Source organism: Clostridium sp. NkU-1, from assembly GCA_001312405.1.
The window spans coordinates 34,993-51,916 of sequence record BBDR01000002.1 but is presented as its reverse complement, the minus strand read 5'-3'; the positions used below and the strand labels follow the sequence as shown (position 1 = coordinate 51,916).

General features: G+C 46.5%; 16 protein-coding genes and 4 pseudogenes. 6 read left to right on the top strand and 14 right to left on the bottom strand.

The genetic code is table 11. The features are described 5' to 3' along the window. Positions 1-14: 14 nt before the first annotated feature. The 14 genes and pseudogenes from JCM10519_RS02800 to ssnA all read right to left on the bottom strand — a co-directional run bounded on the left by JCM10519_RS02800 (position 15) and on the right by ssnA (position 10,734). Entirely contained in the window at positions 15-524 is a 510-nt protein-coding gene (locus JCM10519_RS02800) for a molybdopterin-binding protein (RefSeq protein WP_054737868.1), read from the bottom strand. Continuing rightward, positions 503-946, bottom strand: coding sequence for an MOSC domain-containing protein (locus tag JCM10519_RS02795; protein WP_054737867.1), 444 nt, complete (start codon positions 944-946; stop codon positions 503-505). Before JCM10519_RS02795 ends, JCM10519_RS02800 begins: the two co-directional genes overlap by 22 nt. 3 nt (positions 947-949) lie before the next feature. After that, a complete protein-coding gene (locus JCM10519_RS25785) occupies positions 950-1,081 on the bottom strand; it encodes a hypothetical protein (RefSeq protein ID WP_347842963.1) in 132 nt (43 codons plus the stop codon). Next, positions 1,074-1,439 (bottom strand): hypothetical protein, encoded by a 366-nt coding sequence (locus JCM10519_RS25780; protein ID WP_347842962.1) that lies wholly within the window; start codon positions 1,437-1,439, stop codon positions 1,074-1,076. Before JCM10519_RS25780 ends, JCM10519_RS25785 begins: the two co-directional genes overlap by 8 nt. A 17-nt stretch (positions 1,440-1,456) precedes the next feature. Beyond that, positions 1,457-1,918, bottom strand: a complete 462-nt coding sequence (locus JCM10519_RS25775) for a radical SAM protein (RefSeq protein WP_347842961.1) — start codon at positions 1,916-1,918, stop codon at positions 1,457-1,459. Next, positions 1,915-2,413 (bottom strand): annotated as a pseudogene (moaC, locus tag JCM10519_RS02785) (cyclic pyranopterin monophosphate synthase MoaC). Before moaC ends, JCM10519_RS25775 begins: the two are co-directional and overlap by 4 nt. A gap of 31 nt (positions 2,414-2,444) precedes the next feature. Continuing rightward, positions 2,445-3,479 (bottom strand): molybdopterin-binding protein, encoded by a 1,035-nt coding sequence (locus tag JCM10519_RS02780; protein WP_054737866.1) that lies wholly within the window; start codon positions 3,477-3,479, stop codon positions 2,445-2,447. Positions 3,480-3,570: 91 nt separating this feature from the next. Then, entirely contained in the window at positions 3,571-3,930 is a 360-nt protein-coding gene (locus JCM10519_RS02775; RefSeq protein WP_054737865.1) for a LysR family transcriptional regulator, read from the bottom strand. Between the two features lie 12 nt (positions 3,931-3,942). After that, positions 3,943-4,071 (bottom strand): hypothetical protein, encoded by a 129-nt coding sequence (locus tag JCM10519_RS25770; protein WP_347842960.1) that lies wholly within the window; start codon positions 4,069-4,071, stop codon positions 3,943-3,945. Then, entirely contained in the window at positions 4,046-4,741 is a 696-nt protein-coding gene (gene yqeC, locus JCM10519_RS02770) for a selenium cofactor biosynthesis protein YqeC (protein ID WP_054737864.1), read from the bottom strand. The genes JCM10519_RS25770 and yqeC overlap by 26 nt, the downstream gene beginning before the upstream one ends. Further along, positions 4,732-5,742 (bottom strand): amidohydrolase family protein, encoded by a 1,011-nt coding sequence (locus tag JCM10519_RS02765; protein WP_347843198.1) that lies wholly within the window; start codon positions 5,740-5,742, stop codon positions 4,732-4,734. The genes yqeC and JCM10519_RS02765 overlap by 10 nt, the downstream gene beginning before the upstream one ends. Next, entirely contained in the window at positions 5,682-6,050 is a 369-nt protein-coding gene (locus JCM10519_RS25765; protein WP_347842959.1) for an amidohydrolase family protein, read from the bottom strand. The genes JCM10519_RS02765 and JCM10519_RS25765 overlap by 61 nt, the downstream gene beginning before the upstream one ends. 246 nt (positions 6,051-6,296) lie before the next feature. Then, positions 6,297-9,287, bottom strand: a pseudogene (gene ygfK, locus JCM10519_RS02760) (putative selenate reductase subunit YgfK). 111 nt (positions 9,288-9,398) lie between these two features. Continuing rightward, positions 9,399-10,734 (bottom strand): annotated as a pseudogene (ssnA, locus tag JCM10519_RS02755) (putative aminohydrolase SsnA). 331 nt (positions 10,735-11,065) lie between these two features. Here ssnA and JCM10519_RS02750 point away from each other — a divergent pair. From JCM10519_RS02750 to arcC, 6 genes and pseudogenes are all read left to right on the top strand, one after another. Beyond that, positions 11,066-11,712, top strand: a pseudogene (locus JCM10519_RS02750) (helix-turn-helix transcriptional regulator). Positions 11,713-11,742: 30 nt separating this feature from the next. Then, positions 11,743-12,951: a diaminopropionate ammonia-lyase gene (gene dpaL, locus JCM10519_RS02745; RefSeq protein ID WP_347843197.1), complete on the top strand. Its 1,209-nt coding sequence runs from the start codon at positions 11,743-11,745 to the stop codon at positions 12,949-12,951. 31 nt (positions 12,952-12,982) lie between these two features. Beyond that, positions 12,983-14,293: a YgeY family selenium metabolism-linked hydrolase gene (locus tag JCM10519_RS02740; RefSeq protein WP_054737862.1), complete on the top strand. Its 1,311-nt coding sequence runs from the start codon at positions 12,983-12,985 to the stop codon at positions 14,291-14,293. Then, on the top strand, positions 14,262-14,471 hold the full coding sequence (locus JCM10519_RS02735) for a hypothetical protein (RefSeq protein WP_054737861.1): 210 nt from the start codon (positions 14,262-14,264) through the stop codon (positions 14,469-14,471). The genes JCM10519_RS02740 and JCM10519_RS02735 overlap by 32 nt, the downstream gene beginning before the upstream one ends. 49 nt (positions 14,472-14,520) lie before the next feature. Continuing rightward, positions 14,521-15,711, top strand: coding sequence for a knotted carbamoyltransferase YgeW (gene ygeW, locus JCM10519_RS02730; RefSeq protein WP_054737860.1), 1,191 nt, complete (start codon positions 14,521-14,523; stop codon positions 15,709-15,711). Between the two features lie 116 nt (positions 15,712-15,827). Then, complete coding sequence (gene arcC / locus JCM10519_RS02725; RefSeq protein ID WP_054737859.1) at positions 15,828-16,772, top strand: carbamate kinase; 945 nt, start codon at positions 15,828-15,830, stop codon at positions 16,770-16,772. The last annotated feature ends 152 nt before the right edge of the window (positions 16,773-16,924 follow it).

Below are 16,924 nucleotides of genomic sequence, written 5' to 3'. Positions count from 1 at the left end.
CCTGATCTTCTGTTTTATTTCTGCAGGGTATCTGATGTTCTGGCACATTCTCCACCTCTGCCTGAAAGGATTTCCAGACCGTGGGAAAGAGTATCCAAAATGTATTCCAGGCTCTCTCTCACCGCCTTGGGACTTCCCGGAAGATTGATGATAAGGGTCGATCCCCTGATGACACTGGCTCCCCTGCTTAACATGGCCCGTTTGGTCACAGTCATGCTGTAAGCCCGTATGGCTTCGGCAATTCCCGGTGCATTGCGGTCCGCAACGGTTAAAGTGGCCTCCGGGGTCACATCCCTGGGAGAAAAACCGGTGCCGCCGGTGGTCAGAACCAGATCACATTCCACTTCATCACTTAAGCGCATGAGCTCTTCCTTAAGGTCTTCTCCTTCATCGGCTAAGAGCCTGTAGCTGACCACTTCATAGCCTGCCTCTTCCAATATCTCTCTTATGACTGCGCCGCTTACATCTTCCCGTTCTCCGGCGGCTCCCTTATCACTTAAGGTTACGATTCCTGCTCGGTACATACCGTGATCTCATCTCCTTCCTTCATGATCCCTCCGTGGAGAACTCTTGTAAAGATTCCGTTTGTGGGCATGATGCATTCTCCCATTTTCTTGTATATCTCACAGTGGCTGTGACATTCCTTTCCGATCTGGGTCACCTCCAAAAGAATATCTCCGCTCTTTAACCTGGTGCCGATGGGAAGATGAATCAAATCAATTCCCTGGACAATGATGTTCTCCCCAAAGGCTCCGTTTCCGATCTTTGCACCTCTGGCCTTAAAATCCTCTATGGTATCAAAGGATAAAAGGCTTACCTGCCGGTGCCATTTACCTGCATGGGCATCCCCTTCTATCCCGTATTCTTCTATCAAATGGCCTTCATCCACTTTGGTTTTCTGAGTTCCCTTTTTTTCGCTGATACAGACAGCCATTACCTTTCCCATCGCTTATCCTCCTATCTGGTTCATGTTGGGGCCCGTTTCTCCCAAATCTTCTTCAAAATGATGGCTCTCCGGTTTGTTCCGGATGCTCTGCTTCATCAGACCGAAAAGGCTGTCATCGGAAATCCCTTCACGCAAAGGCCCTTTTAAATCCACTCCCGCAGCTGTCCAGGCAAAGCTTTAGATATCCGTCAGAAGTCAGCCTTACCCTGTTGCAGGTACGGCAGAATTTGTGGCTTACGGCACTGATAAAGCCGATAAAGCCTGTTCCGTCTCCCCATGTATAATAAACGGCAGGGCCGTTGCCTTTCACCTCGCGGCTTTCTTTAAGCTCTCCAAAGGCCTCTGACAGGATCCCCGCCAGATCATCATTTTCCAGTGCTTTGTAATTTTTCCCCTGTCCAATGGGCATCATTTCGATAAAGCGGACAGGGATCCTGCGTTCCATGGAAAACCGGGCAAAGGCCAGCACCTCTTCCTTTGTTAATTCCTCCATGACCGCACAGTTTATTTTTACCTTGAGCCTGCTGCCAATGCGCTGTCGATTCCTTCCAAGACGGATTCAAAGCAGTCTCTTCTTGTGATCCTGGCAAACCGCCCGGGATCCAGGGTATCCAGGCTCACATTGACGCTTGATAAGCCCGCAGCCTTTAGTTCGGCTGATTTTTCCTTTAACAGGCAGCCATTGGTGGTCATGGTCACATCCTCAATTCCCGGGATCTTTGCCAGCTCCTTGATCAGGACCTCTATGTCCTTTCTCACCAAAGGCTCCCCGCCGGTTACCTTTACTTTACGGATTCCAAGGCGGGTGCCGGCCTTACAGATCCGCTCAATTTCCTGATAGGTGAGGATGTCCTCATGACACAGAGGGGAAATCCCTTCCTCCGGCATGCAGTAGAGACACCTTAAGTTGCACCGGTCCGTAACAGATATCCGGATATAATCAATGGTTCTATTGCAGCTATCTTTCATCATTTGCTCCCCCTGCTGCCTGAGTCCTTTTCATAAAGTCCGCTTTTACCGCCATCCTTTTTCAAAAGGCAGATATTACTGATGGTCATCCCCCGGTCCATGGCCTTGCACATGTCATATATGGTAAGGAGAGCGATATTCACCCCTGTCAGGGCTTCCATCTCCACTCCTGTCTTGCCCTGGGTTTTAACCGTACAGACCGCCTCTACAGAAAGCTGCTCCTCATGAAGTACAAAATCCACCGCGCATTTTGTAAGCATCAGTCCATGGCACAGCGGGATCAGTTCAGAGGTCCTTTTGGCCCCCATGATACCTGCTACCCTGGCCACTCCCAGAACATCGCCCTTTTTTTGCGGTTCCAAGGGAAATGGCTTCAAAAACCTCCTGATTGACCGTAATAAATCCATGGGCAACGGCGATCCGGTCTGTCTCCGCCTTTTCCCCAACATCTACCATTCGGGCATTTCCCTGTTCATCAAAATGTGTCAGTCCATTCATATTCTTCTTTTAACCTCTCCTCCTGTAGCGTCTACCAGCCCTTTCCGAAGCCGCAGTTCGGATAATAGCATACGTCGCAGGAAAGGCAAAGCCCTCCTTTGCCCAGCTTATCAAGATCTTCCTTTGTCACCGGGTCATCCGCCATAAGCCTTGGAAGCACCAGATCAAACACCGTCCGCTTGGAATACATGACGCATCCGGGAAGTCCTGCTATGGGAATGTTTTTCCCATCCTGGCTGTAATAGGACAGTAAGAACATGGCTCCCGGAAGCACCGGAGCACCGTAGGAAATCACTTTAGCCCCTGTATTACGGATTGCCAGAGGAGTCTTATCATCCGGGTCAACGCTCATGCCTCCGCTGACAAGGATCATGTCAGCCCCCTGGCCGATGAGGTCAAGAACGGCCTCTGTGGTATGCTCCGGGTTATCATCGGTGACTGTCTGGCCAAGGATCCTGCCGCCCAGCTCTTCCACCTTTGCCTTTAAGACAGGTCCGAAGGAATCCTTTATCCTGCCATGGAATACTTCGCTTCCCGTGGTTACGATTCCCACCTTTTTATCCAGGTAGGGCAGCACGGCAAAAATCTTCTTTCCTCCACAGACTGCCTTAGCCTCTTCCATCTTTTCCTTTTCAATGACAAGGGGTATGATCCTTGTGCCGCACAGCTTGTCCCCAGGCTCCACCGGGGTGTTAGGATGTCTGGAAGCGATCATCATATTCCCCAGGCTGTTTATTTTATCTAAAAGTCCGGTATCTATTTTTAACAGGCCCCGAACAGTTGATTTCAATTCAATTTTCCCTTCCTTTACCTCGCTTCGCTCCATATTGTCACCAAAGCAAAGACTGCACAGGATTTCAGCAGCTTCATTTTCATGGTAAAGGGAATCATCCTTTTCCCAAACATAAATATGTTCTTTTCCCATGGACAGCAGCACCGGAATGTCCTCCTCTGTCACTACATGTCCTTTCCTGAATCTTGCATCCTTTATGACTCCCGGTATGATCTGAGTCATATCATGGCAGAGAACCTGTCCTACCGCATCTACTGTCTTGATTTCCTTCACGTTCCCCTCTCCTTTCGTTCTTAGGCTTAACAAGTTATTCTCAAGTAAGAATATCCCTATTTACAGAAAATTACCATATCCACTCATTATATCATCCGGGAAAATATTTGTAAAATAATTCTTCCACCGCTGATTCTGCCTCCTCCACAAAGGACAGGTATTGGTCTAAGAACTTCTCGCCCTCTTCAGTTAATATAGTAGTTCCTCCGTTTTCCCCTCCCCTTCTTCCTTCCATCAGGGAAAATCCCAGGTCCTCTTCTGCCTTGTTTATGATCTTCCATGCTTTTGAATACGCCATGTGCAGTTCCTGGCAGGCGGCAGAAAGGGATCCCCTCTCCCTTACAAGCCTCATTAAGTCTGCCACCCCCGGCCCAAAATTACGCTCTTCATAATAAACACGGAGCTTTAAATGATACTTAAGCGTTCTTTCTTCTTTGTTTATTTCTTTCATTCTGATCCTTTTCTATGGTGTAAAAAAACTGGTCATCACACAGCGTCCGGCCCATTCTTCTCCCAGGCATTCCATGACCTGGATCCCCTGGAACAGCCTGCTTTCATTGTCAGCCTTATTTAACAAAATCCGGTATTCCATGAATTCCGCTCCCTTCCTGGTTCCATTGCTGCTTACAAGAATCCGGGCTGCCTGGGCCGGTGTAATAAAACTTTTTTTCCGTCTGCCAGCCAAATGCGGCTTTTACAAGCTCCCACCGGAAGCACTTTTCTTCCCATGGGCTGCCGATGGCATCCAGGCCGGCGCAGCCGACCACCCCATGGGTGCCTTTTAAAAGAACAGGCTCCCCTTCCCTTGGGATCTTCAGAGGCAGACGCTTTGCTCCGTCCGCCTCCACAAGAAGCACATCAGAAAGGCCTGAAAGCTGCTCCATTTCCAAAAGAGCCATGCCCTTTAATTTTCCCTCACCCGCAGGCTGCCCTGTTACCAGAACCTGGCCGGTATGGCCAGAATGCCATTCTTGATCATCTTTCAAGAAATCTTTTACTGTTCCGGCCTGGTCTGCCAGCACTACCTTACGGTTCTCAGGATAGAATATGTGGGTGCTGGTGGAGACAATTACCCGTTTCCCCATGTCCGCAAGTTCATCGGCCAGGGCAAACATGGCGCTTGTCTTACCGCCTCCTCCGGTAAAGCAGATGACCATATGGTCCTTAAGGGGAAAACCAAGGGCTTCCCACAGGCAGCTCCTCCTTGTCACGGCCGTTTTTCCCTGACGGCCGTTTAAGGTATAGACACTTTTTAGTCCCATTTATACAGCTCCATACGTTTCTTTCTCGGAACATAAGAACCGGTTTTCTCCAATACCACCTGACCGTCTTTTGCAGCCAGACGGCCCTTTAAGAATACAAGCTCTGCTTTTCCCTTGACAGAAGTTCCTTCAAAAGGACAATAATCCACATTTGCCACCTGGTTTTCTACGGACATGGTCCACTGGACATCTGGATTCCATACCACGATATCCCCATCGCTTCCAGGAGCAATCGCCCCTTTCTGTGGATAAACACCATAAAGCTTTGCGGGATTTTCTGACAGCAGGCGGCACATCTGTTCCAGCTTTAAGTTATGCTCCAGCACACCAAAGCTGTATATAAGGACCGGACGGGATTCCACTCCAGGCATTCCGTTTGGAATCTTTGTAAAATCCTCTTTTCCCGCTGCCTTCTGGCTGGTGGTAAAGCTGCAGTGGTCTGTTGCTATGGTCTGAATATGGTTCTTAAGGAGGGCATTCCACAATCTGATGCTGTCCTTTTCCTTCTTAATGGTGGGAGAGATCACATACTTACTGCCCTCAAAACCAGGAAGTTCATAAACGCTTTCATTAAGAAGCAGGTACTGGGGACAAGTCTCCAGATAAATCTCCTGGCCCCGTTCCCTGGCGTATTTCACCTCCTGATAGCCCTCTCCTGAGCTTAAATGGACGATGATCACCGGAGCATCCGCCAGGTCTGCGATTTTTAACAGCCTGCCAATGGCTTCCGCCTCCACTGCTGCCGGTCTGGTTTTTTTATGAGCGCTGATGGATAAATTGCCTTTTGCTTTCTCTTCCTCTACCAGTGCCTCTATGAGTCCCATATTTTCACAATGGATGCCGGCAATTCCTCCCACCTCTTTCAGACGCTTCAGTACCTGATAGATTTTCTTGTCATTTAAGTACATCTCATCATAGGTCATATAGAGCTTGAAGGAGGTTACTCCGCCCTCAACGATTTCTTCCAGTTCCTTGCTGATAGAAGGATTCCAATCGGAGATTGCAAGATGAAAACCATAATCACAGGATGCGTTTCCATCTGATTTTTATGCCAGTTTTCCAGAGCCTTTTTAAGAGTCTCTCCCTGATACTGGGTGGCAAAATCAATGATCATGGTCGTACCGCCTGACAATGCGGCCTTTGTTCCTGTTTCAAAATTATCTGCCGTCACAGTACCTGCCACATGAAGATCAAAATGCGTATGCGCATCGATAAAGCCAGGGAATAAAAGCTTTCCCGTTACATCAATAACCTCCGCTTTTTTTTCCTGGATTCCTGGTTCCACTGCCTGAATCTTTCCCTCATCCATGAGTACATCTGCCTGGATCAGCCGCTTCCTGATACTACGGTTCCACCCTTTAATAGCGTCTTCATAAAATATCTACTTCCTTTCTTTCAGCTGTATCGGCGGGTCTTCCTGCCTGCTTTTCATTTTCGTCCATTGGCTGCTGTCATTTTCAAAGCTTGAAAGGCGCAGGGAGAAAACTGTTCTCCGACTGCGCCGATTCATTACCATTACAATTACTTATTCTTTTTGCTTGTTTCCGGACTTTTCTTATCCTAAGATATAGTCGTAGTCACTGCAGACAGTTTCCATAACTTTTCTAAGTCCTTCCGGAATCACGCTGTCCTTTTCACCGGCTTTCCAGGTGAGAATCTTTCCAAGGTAACGTACCTTGCAGGCTGCTGTTTCTTTATCTAATACAACAAAGCCCTCGTTTTTGCTGTTTTTCATGTCAGCCTCATTGGCAAACAAGGTAAACTTATCCAGGTAAGGAGCGCTGTCATATGGACAGAAGCTCTTGCAGTTTCCGCACTCGTTGCACATGTAGTCCACATGAACGATCTGGTGCATGGATAAACCAGGAATATTCAGTGCCAGGTTTGCACGGTTTGGACAGACCTCAGCACAGTTTTCACAGACATTGGAACAGCCAAGACATCTGGCGTCTTCTACCTTATATTCCCTGGTTCCTTCAAGAATACCGCGCTTGTCATAAATCTTATCTAAGTTATCCACTGTGTCATCAAAATCCACAGCAGCTTTTCTGCCTAAAATTGCTTCAGCCGCAATGCGTGCATCTCTCATAGCCTCTACCACAGTAGCCGGTCCATAAAGTCCGTCACCTACCACATAAACACCTGATGCGCTGGTCTCTAAGGTCTCCTCGTTTACAAGGGCTTTACCGCGGTTGCTTACGTTAATGCCGTTTGCTTCGTAGAATTCTGTCGGAACCTGCTCGCCCACTGCTGCGATCACTGTATCTGCAGGAATTTCAACGGTTTCTTCTGTTTCCACAATGCCCCTTCTGCCGGTAGCATCAGTATCGGAAAGCTTCATCACCTTGCAAAGGAGTTTTCCATTCTTAAGCTCTACAGGAGACAGCAGTTCCTTGAATTCCACGCCGTCTTCCAGTGCCATCTCTAATTCTTCCTCATCTGCCGGCATATAGCGTTTGGTTCTCCGGTAAACCAGATAGGAATGTTCCACGCCTTCTGTTCTCTTCACTGCTCTTGCTGTATCCATGGCAGTGTTGCCGCCGCCGATAACTACTACATTTTTACCGATGTTTAATTTTCCGTCGGCCGCCTTGAACTGAGCAAGGAAATCCAGTGCATTTATGGTTTCTCCTGCCTCAAGCTTTAACACGCCTGGTTTTGACGCTCCTGTGGCAAGGATAATATATTCAAAGCCTTCCTTCTTTAAGGCTTCCAGATCTGTCACTTCAGTATTTAATCTCACCTCAGCTCCAAATGCCAGAGACAGGGCAGCATCCTTGTCAATCGCCTCATTCGGAATACGGAAGCCAGGAATCACATGCTTTACCACGCCTCCCAGGCTGCCGCTCTTCTCAATAATGGTTGCAGGCATTCCGTTCTTTGTCAGGAAATAGGCTGCTGCAAGGCCAGCAGGGCCTCCGCCGACTACTGCTGTCTTTTTGCCCTTCAGTTCGCCGGCTTTAATCTTCTTCATGAACGCATCATAGCCGCCTTCCGCACAAACCAGCTTGACTCCGCGGATATTTACCGGATCTTCATAATAGTTCCGGTTACACTTGCTCATGCAGTTATGGGCGCAGATGGTTCCGGTTATGAATGGAAGAGGATTCTTCTCTGCAATCACCTTCATGGCTTCCTCGTATTTTCCTGCACCGGAAAGCTGTAAATAGGTGGTGATATCCTGATGAATCGGACATCCTTCCTTACATGGAGCCACATAGCAGTCAATAAGAGGAACGCTCTTTGGCATTTTTCTGATAGGAAGAGGTTTTACTGCCTTTCTGTGATGAGGATCATGAACTGCATCTGCTGCCAGTTTCGCAGTCTTTTCCGGATCAACGCCTGTAAACTCAACATTGCCAGCTTCCAGCTTCTCTGCGATCTGGTAAAGTCTCTGATAGCCGCCTGGCTTTAAGAGAGTCGTTGCAACCGTAACAGGCCAGATTCCTGCATCAACGATTGCTTGATGTTGTGGTAATCTGCTCCGCCTGAGAAGGAAATTCTTAATTTTCCGTCAAATTCCTTTGCCAGCTTAGCTGCCAGGGTAATGGAAAGCGGATATAAGGACTTACCGGACATATACATCTCTTCGCTTGGAAGTTCTTTATTTTTTTACATCAACCGGGAAGGTATTGGTAATCTTTACACCGAACTCCAGGTTCTTTTTCTCTGCCAAAGCCATAAGGGTCTTTAACATGGGAACCGCATCCTCGTACTGTAAATCATCAAGGAAGTGGAAATCGCCGAATGCGATATAATCATATCCCATATCATCCATGGTCTTTCTGGCAAATTCATATCCAAGAAGAGTCGGGTTGCACTTAATGAAGGTATTCAGTCCCTTTTCCTCGATCAGGTAGGTAGCGATTCTCTGAATCTCCTGCGGAGGACATCCGTGAAGAGTGGAAAGGGTTACGGAATTACAGATTGCGGAAGGAATGTTCTCAATATCCTCTTTCGTCACATTCTTGAACAGATCTAAATGATCCAAAAGATATTTGATGCTGTTCTTGAACATATCCGTATCTTTTGCTTCCTTCATGGAATCGATAAAGGAGTTCACCTTCGGGGATTTAATTCCTTCCAGGTCATAGCCTACGCTCATGTTGAACTGGAAGCCATCCATTGCACCAAGGCCGTATTCCTTGGCAATGACGTGAAGCAGGATCCATGCCTTGATATACTCGTCCTGAGCCTGGGGAACATAAAGCTCCGTAGACCACTCACAGTTATAGCATTCATCATCTGCCTTGATACATGGTTTGCTTACAGGCAGATCCTCTCCGTCTAAGATCTGAACAGTCTTTAACTCGAAGAAACGGCTTCCGGCATAATAGGAAGCCACAATGTTCTGGGTGAGCTGGGTATGAGGGCCGGCTGCCGGTCCCATAGGAGTCTCCAAAGTGCGTCCGAATATTTTCCGGTTATTTTTCTTGTCTGCCTTGTAGGGTCTGTAGACTCCGAAAACAGTCTCATTTTTTCCATATTCATTAATAATCCAGTCCACTAACTGCCCAAATGGCATTGGGGTCATTCTATCTCCCATTTTTTTACCTCCTGTAACGGGGTTGTCCGCTTTCTTTCTCTGCAGACAACCCTCAGTGAATATTCTATATTTGTATACTTTACTATTTTACCTTATTTTATGAAACTGTTATTACCTGGAATTGATCCGGTTTGCCAGTTCAGTTGCTGCCTGTCTGCAGTCTGCCATCACCTTTTCTTCATCAATGGCCGTAAGGATACGGTCCTTCATCAGCACTTTTCCGTTGCCTACTGTGGTTACCACGCTGCGTCCTGTCATTCCGAAAAGGATATGGCTGTTGCAGTTATCCCCATTCATTGGAGTTAACGGAATGTAATCGGTAACGATTACGTCAGCTGCTGCACCCTCTTTTAATACGCCCAAAGGCTTCTTAAAGTAACGGCCTGCAATCTTTGCATTTCCTTCAAACAGCATCTTGGGAACTTCGCCCCATGCCGCATTAGGATCGCATAAATGATGCTTGTGCAGAACATTGGCTACTTTATAGGATTCTGTCATGTCGTGGGTATAACCATCCGTTCCAAGACCTGTTAAGATTCCTCTGTGAACCAGTTCCATGGTTGGCGGGCAGCCGCATGCATTGCCCATGTTGGATTCCGGATTGTGAACTACCATGGTATCTGTATCCTTAATCAGCTGCATCTCATGAGGATTGATATAGATGCAGTGTCCAAGAAGGGTCTTTTCTCCCAGGATTTTGCAGTCCATCAGACGGTCTACGATCCGTTTGCCGTGTTTCTTAAGGCAGTCATGAAGGTCTTCGATTCCCTCTGCCACATGGATGTGGTAGCCCACACCTTCAGGCTTGTGGGAAGCTGCCAGCTCCATGGTCTCATCAGAAATAGTAAACTGGGCATGCATTCCCATCATTCCCGCAATCATGTCGCTGTCATCTGCCAAAGCATGCTTAATGAATGCTTCATTCTCCAGAACCGCTTCTTTTGCCTTTTCTTTGCCGTCACGGTCAGAAACCTCATAGCACAGACAGGAACGGACACCAGTCTCTTTTGCAGCCTCTTCGATCTTAAACAGGGAATCTGTAATATGTCCGAAGCTTGCATGATGGTCAAAAGTCGTTGTCACACCGTTCTTAATAGAATCGATGTAAGTAGCCATAGCGCTTAACCGTGTTTCTTCCAATGTGAGGTTACGGTCAATGGTCCACCACATTCCGTCTAAAATCTCCAGGAATCCGTGAGGATCATATCCTTTGATGCTTAAGCCTCTGGCAAAAGAGCTGTAAATATGTTCGTGGGCATTAATAAAGGCCGGCATGATAACTCCACCCTTTGCATCAATATACTCCGCATCCGGGTATTCTTTCTTAATGTCTTCCGTAGTTCCTACCTTACGGATCACGCTTCCCTCCATTGCAACTGCACCGTTCTCAAAAAAACGGATTTTGGGGGTCTCTTGTAATCATTCTTCCATTACCGATAACCAGCATGTCTCCATCTCCTTTTTTTCCATTTTTTAACATAATTTAAGTGAAACCTTAAAATTTCCAACTGTACAAACCTAACATAGGAATCTCCCCTATGTATGTACTTCATTTCCGCAATCTGCTGATACGGGATACTATAATCCGTCATTTTCTATACAGATTACACCATAAATTCCTCACTAGGTACAGTGTATCATTTCATATAAAGAAATGCAAGTAAAAAAATACAAAAAAAATTAGAGAACCTAAAAATTTTTTTAGAAAACTACTTGAAATTTTAAATTTTTATGCTATGATGAGTGTATAAGATGTTCCAATGAGGGGAGGGCAAACGATGGATTCAAAGCTTGAACTGCTGACGCAGATCGCACGTGGAATCGCTACTCATTTTGGTAACAACTGTGAGGTAGTTATCCACGACTTAAGGAAGGAAGATATAGACAGCTCCATTGTCTATATTGAAAACGGCCAGGTAAGCAACAGACAGCTGGGGGACGGTCCCTCTGAAATCGTTCTGGAAACGTTAAAAAAAAGAATCCGGACCTTTTAAAAGACCGCTTATCCTATTTAACAAGAACCGATGACGGCAGGATCTTAAAATCCAGCACCATGTATATAAGAGGAAAAGATAACACCATTGATTACATTCTGGCTCTTAATTATGATATCACGGGCCTGCTTACCATAGACAGTTCCTTAAAATCTCTTCTCTCCACCTCGGAAACAGAAGACGATGAGAAGCAGCCAAAAAGAATCACCCATAATGTGAATGATCTTCTTGACGCACTGATCGAACAGTCTGTGGCCCTCGTTGGCAAACCGGTCGCTCTTATGAGCAAGGATGACAAAGTTGCGGCAATTCAGTATTTAAATGATGCCGGCGCTTTCCTTATAACTAAGTCAGGCGACAAGGTTTCCAATTATTTTGGCATATCCAAATTCACTTTATACAGTTATATGGATACAAATAAAGAAAAGTAACATAATTAATGAAGAAAAAGGAGAATAAAAATCATGAAACCGATTCAATGGGTTGTAAACACCATGCCAAAGACCGATGATAAAAATTTACCGGTTATGGCAATTGATGAAATCAAGAAAGCAAGAGTATTCCACGAAAGCTTTCCTCAGTACAGCAAGACTCCTCTTGCAAAGCTGGATCACATGGCAGATTATTTAGGCCTTGGCCAGGTCTACTTAAAAGACGAATCTTACCGGTTCGGCTTAAATGCATTCAAGGTACTGGGCGGATCCTTTGCCATCGCAAAGTACATCGCAAAGCAGACTGGAAAAGATGTTTCTGATCTTCCTTACAGCGTACTTACATCTGACGCTTTAAGAAAAGAGTTTGGCCAGGCAACCTTCTTCACCGCTACCGATGGAAATCATGGACGTGGTGTTGCATGGGCAGCAAATAAATTAGGCCAGAAGTCCGTTGTCTATATGCCAAAGGGCTCCACTATCACCCGTTTCAACAATATTAAAGCAGAAGGCGCTACCGTTACTATAGAAGAAGTCAACTATGACGAATGCGTCCGTATGGCTGCAGATGCCGCTTCCAAAACAAAGAACGGCGTTGTGGTACAGGATACTGCCTGGGATGGTTACGAAGAGATTCCTGCCTGGATCATGCAGGGCTACGGAACCATGGCACTGGAAGCGAATGAGCAGCTTGAGGAATATGGCTGCGACAGACCGACCCATGTATTTGTTCAGGCTGGTGTAGGTTCTCTTGCAGGAGCTGTTCAGGGATATTTCGCAAACCGCTATCCAGAGAATCCGCCTAAGGTAGTTGTTGTGGAAGCTGATGTTGCAGACTGCCTCTATAAGGGTGCAAAAGCCGGCGACGGAGATATCCGTATCGTAGACGGTGATATGCAGACCATTATGGCCGGCCTTGCCTGCGGAGAGCCAAACACTATTTCCTGGGATATCTTAAAGAATCACGTAGATACCTTTGTTTCCGCTCCTGACTGGGCAGCTGCCCAGGGCATGAGAATGCTTGCCGCTCCTATCAAAGGCGATACACCGGTAACTTCCGGCGAATCAGGCGCTGCTCCATTTGGAGTTCTGGCCTGCATCATGCTTCTTGATGAATACAAGGAGTTAAAAGAGCATTTAGGACTTAATAAGGATTCAAAAGTTCTCCTCTTCTCTACTGAGGGTGACACCGACCCAGATCGTTACAAAGCAATTGTCTGGGAAGGAAAAGAACGTTAATAACTTATAAAAAAATATGGAGGACAAAAACATGGATTACAAAAAAATCAAAGAAGCAGCACAAAATTATGAAGCCGACATGACAAAGTTCTTAAGGGAAATCGTTAAATTCCCAGGCGAGAGCTGTGATGAAAAGGCTCACATCGACCGCATCGCAGAAGAAATGCGGAAGCTGGATTTCGACAAAGTAGAAATCGACGGCATGGGCAACGTATTAGGCTATATGGGAACCGGCAAAACTTTAATCGGTTTTGACGCTCATATTGATACTGTTGGTATCGGCAACAAGAGCAACTGGACATTTGATCCATACGAAGGCTACGAGAATGATACAGAAATCGGCGGCCGCGGCGTATCCGATCAGTGCGGCGGTATCGTATCCGCTGTTTACGGCGCAAGAATCATGAAGGACTTAGGTCTTTTAAATGACAAATACACTGTTCTGGTTACAGGTACTGTTCAGGAAGAAGACTGTGATGGTCTTTGCTGGCAGTATATCATCAACGAAGGCAAGGTTCGTCCTGAATTCGTTGTTTCCACAGAGCCAACTGACGGCGGTATCTACCGCGGACAGAGAGGCCGTATGGAAATCCGTATTGACGTAAAGGGTATCTCCTGCCATGGTTCCGCACCAGAGCGCGGTGACAACGCAATCTACAAGATGGCTGATATTCTTCAGGACGTTCGTGCTCTTAACGAGAACGACGCTGCTGATGACAAGGAAATCAAAGGCCTTGTAAAAATGCTTGATGAGAAATACAACAAAGAGTGGAAAGAGGCTAACTTCTTAGGACGCGGTACTGTTACTGCTTCCGAGATCTTCTTCACCTCCCCAAGCCGCTGTGCAGTTGCTGACTCCTGTTCCGTATCCTTAGACCGTCGTATGACCGCAGGCGAGACATGGGAAAGCTGTCTGGATGAAATCCGCAATCTGCCAAACGTGAAGAAATACGGCAGCGATGTTACTGTTTCCATGTACGAATATTCCCGTCCTTCCTATACTGGACTTACTTATCCGATCGAGTGCTACTTCCCGACCTGGGTTATTCCGGAGGATCACGATGTTACCAAGGCACTGGAAGAAGCTTACAAGAACCTTTTCGGTGATGCAAGAATCGGTGCAAAAGAAACTCTTGATATGAGAACTGCACGTCCTCTTACCGACAAGTGGACCTTCTCCACAAACGGCGTTTCCATCATGGGCCGCAACGGAATCCCATGCATCGGCTTTGGACCTGGTGCAGAAGCTCAGGCTCATGCTCCTAACGAGAAGACCTGGAAGCAGGATCTGGTTACCTGTGCAGCTGTATATGCAGCACTTCCAACCGCTTACTGCAAGTAATTCAGGCAGCCATTTTATTACCATATTATTGCCTCCTTTCCAGGGCATCAAGGTGTCCCTGGAAGGGATTGCCATAATTCTGGCAGCAGGCCCTTCAAGGCCTGCCGCCACTCCTAACAATCATTTTTGCAGACTGCCGATCATTCCTTCCCCAATCAATGCCTGGCAGACTGCATGAAGGATAGATAACACTAAAACAAGACAAGAATCAGGAGGCTAACTACTATATGAAAACCTTACAGGATTACATCGACAAACTCAACTCCTTAAACTTTAAGGAAATGTATGAGAATGATTTCTTCTTAACATGGGAGAAGACCGACGACGAGCTGGAAGCTGTCTGGACTGTTGCTGACGCTCTTCGTTTCATGAGAGAAAACAACATTTCCACAAAAGTTTTTGAGAGCGGTCTTGGAATTTCCTTATTCCGCGACAACTCCACACGTACCCGTTTCTCCTTCGCTTCCGCATGTAACTTACTTGGTCTGGAAGTTCAGGATTTAGACGAGGGCAAATCCCAGGTAGCTCACGGCGAGACCGTTCGTGAAACAGCTAACATGGTTTCCTTCATGGCAGATGTTATCGGTATCCGCGATGATATGTATATCGGCAAGGGAAATACCTATATGCATGAATTTATGGACGCTGTTACCCAGGGAAATAAAGACGGCATCTTAGAGCAGAGACCAACCTTAGTAAACTTACAGTGCGACATTGACCATCCAACTCAGAGTATGGCTGATATGCTTCACATCATCCATGAAATGGGCGGCATCGAGAACTTAAAGGGCAAAAAGCTGGCTATGACATGGGCTTACTCTCCTTCCTACGGAAAGCCATTATCCGTTCCTCAGGGAATCATCGGCTTAATGACTCGTATGGGTATGGAAGTTGTTTTAGCTCATCCGGAAGGCTATGAGGTTATGCCTGAAGTTGTTGAAGTTGCAAAGAAGAACGCTGAGAAATCCGGCGGTACCTTCCGTGTATCCAACGATATGGCTGATGCATTCAAGGATGCTGACGTTGTATATCCAAAGAGCTGGGCTCCATTTGCAGCTATGGAAAAGAGAACCAACCTTTACGCTGAAGGCGACACAGACGGCATCAAGGCTCTTGAGAAAGAATTACTTGCTCAGAACGCAAGCCACAAAGACTGGTGCTGTACTGAAGAGCTGATGAAGACCACAAAAGACGGCAAGGCTCTTTACATGCACTGCTTACCAGCTGACATCAACGATGTAAGCTGCAAGGACGGTGAAGTAGTTGCTTCCGTATTCGATCGTTACCGCGATCCGTTATACAAAGAAGCAAGCTTCAAGCCATATGTAATCGCCGCTATGATCTTCTTAAGCAAATTTGAGAATCCACAGGAAATCTTAAAGAAGCTGGAATCTGGCAAAAAAACCGAGAATTTTTGAATAATTTCGCATCGGGGCAACAGCCCCATAGTTAAGAATATCAGGCGCACCCGCAGCCTACCCATGGATACAGGTGCGTCTTTTAGATAATTCTTATTTACTAAGAGGACAGCAAAATGGAAAAGAAGAAAAGAATTGTTATTGCGTTAGGCGGCAATGCTTTGGGTAATACTTTACCAGAGCAGATGGCTGCAGTTAAGATCACGTCAAAAGCAATCGTTGACCTGATTGAAGAAGGCTGTGAAGTAGTGGTGGTTCACGGCAACGGCCCACAGGTGGGCATGATTAACAACGCAATGAGTGCTTTAACACGAGAAGATCCCAAACAGCCAAACACTCCTCTTTCCGTCTGTGTCGCCATGAGCCAGGCTTATATTGGCTATGACTTACAGAATGCTTTAAGAGAAGAGCTGGTAAACAGGAACATAAGCAACATTCCTGTAACCACCATGATCACACAGGTTCGTGTGGATGAAAATGATCCTGCTTTCAACTCTCCCAGCAAGCCCATCGGTCACTTCATGACTGCAGAAGAAGCGAAACTGGCTGAAGAAAAGTACGGATACATCACAAAGGAAGATGCCGGACGCGGATACCGCCGTGTGGTAGCTTCTCCAAGCCCTTCAGAAATCATTGAAATCGGCGCGATCCGCTCCCTTGTGGAAGCCGGACAACTGGTTATTGCCTGCGGCGGCGGCGGCATTCCCGTTACCCTTCAGGGAAATCATTTAAAAGGTGCAAGTGCAGTTATTGACAAAGATTTTGCAAGTGAATTGCTGGCAGAGGAACTGGATGCAGACTTCTTAATCATCCTCACAGCAGTTGAAAAAGTAGCAATAAACTTCGGTAAACCGGAAGAGAAATGGTTGGACGATATCACAACAGACGATGCCCGCAAGTATATTGGAGAAGGACACTTCGCTCCTGGCTCCATGCTGCCAAAGGTTCAGGCTGCTGTGAAATTCGCAGATTCCAAGGAAGGGCGCAATGCGCTCATCACCTTGCTCGAAAAAGCAAAAGAAGGAATCCTGGGGAAGACCGGAACTCATATTCATCAGTAAAACTATTTATGCTTTTGTTAAAAACACATTATAATATTAATTGTTAAGCAAAACACCAACATTCAAAGTCTTTGACCATCATAGAAGACAGTATTGGTTTATTACAAGCTGGTGCTGTCTTCCAATGGGGGGGTCTGGGAATTGTCCAAGAT